At 61.9% G+C, this 651-nt stretch carries 1 protein-coding gene; it reads left to right on the top strand.

Features of this window, described 5'->3' with window-relative positions:
- Positions 1-651, top strand: a 651-nt coding sequence (locus BN1800_RS39645) for a sulfatase-like hydrolase/transferase (protein ID WP_179214039.1), incomplete at both ends; no start/stop codon positions are given.

Consider the following 651-nt stretch of genomic DNA (forward strand, 5'->3'; position numbering starts at 1 on the left):
GACGAGCTGGGGATCGCCGACAACACGATCGTCGTCTATACGACGGACAACGGTCCGAACCAGTGGTCATGGCCCGATGCCGCGACGACCCCCTTCCGGAGCGAGAAGGACACCAACTGGGAGGGCGCGTTCCGCGTTCCCGCCATGATCAAATGGCCGGGCCACATCCAGCCTGGGCAGGTCTCGAACGGCATGATGTCCGGCCTAGACTGGTTGCCGACGCTGCTTGCGGCGGCGGGCGATCCCGATATCAAAAGCCGGCTGCTGAGCGGCTGGAAGCCTGAGGGAAGCGCCGTCAGCTTCCGCAACCATCTCGACGGCTACAACCAGCTCGACTACCTGACAGGCAAGACCGACAAGAGCGCGCGTCACGACTTCTACTACTTCGACGACGACGGCGAGCTGGTCGCGACCCGCTTCGACGACTGGAAGGTCGTCTTCAAGGAACAGCAGCTTCCCGGCGGCTTCGCCGTCTGGCAGAACCCGCTCGTCACTTGGCGTATTCCGAAGCTCTTCAACCTGCGGATGGATCCCTACGAGCGGGCCGACGTCGTCTCCGACCAGTACAACGACTGGCTGGTCCGCAACGACTATCTGTTGGTCAAGGGTCAGTTGCAGGGAGCGGCTTTCCTGGAAACATTCGTCAAATAT

It is taken from the genome of Rhizobium sullae (genome assembly GCF_900169785.1).
Taxonomy (GTDB): Bacteria; Pseudomonadota; Alphaproteobacteria; order Rhizobiales; family Rhizobiaceae; genus Rhizobium; species Rhizobium sullae.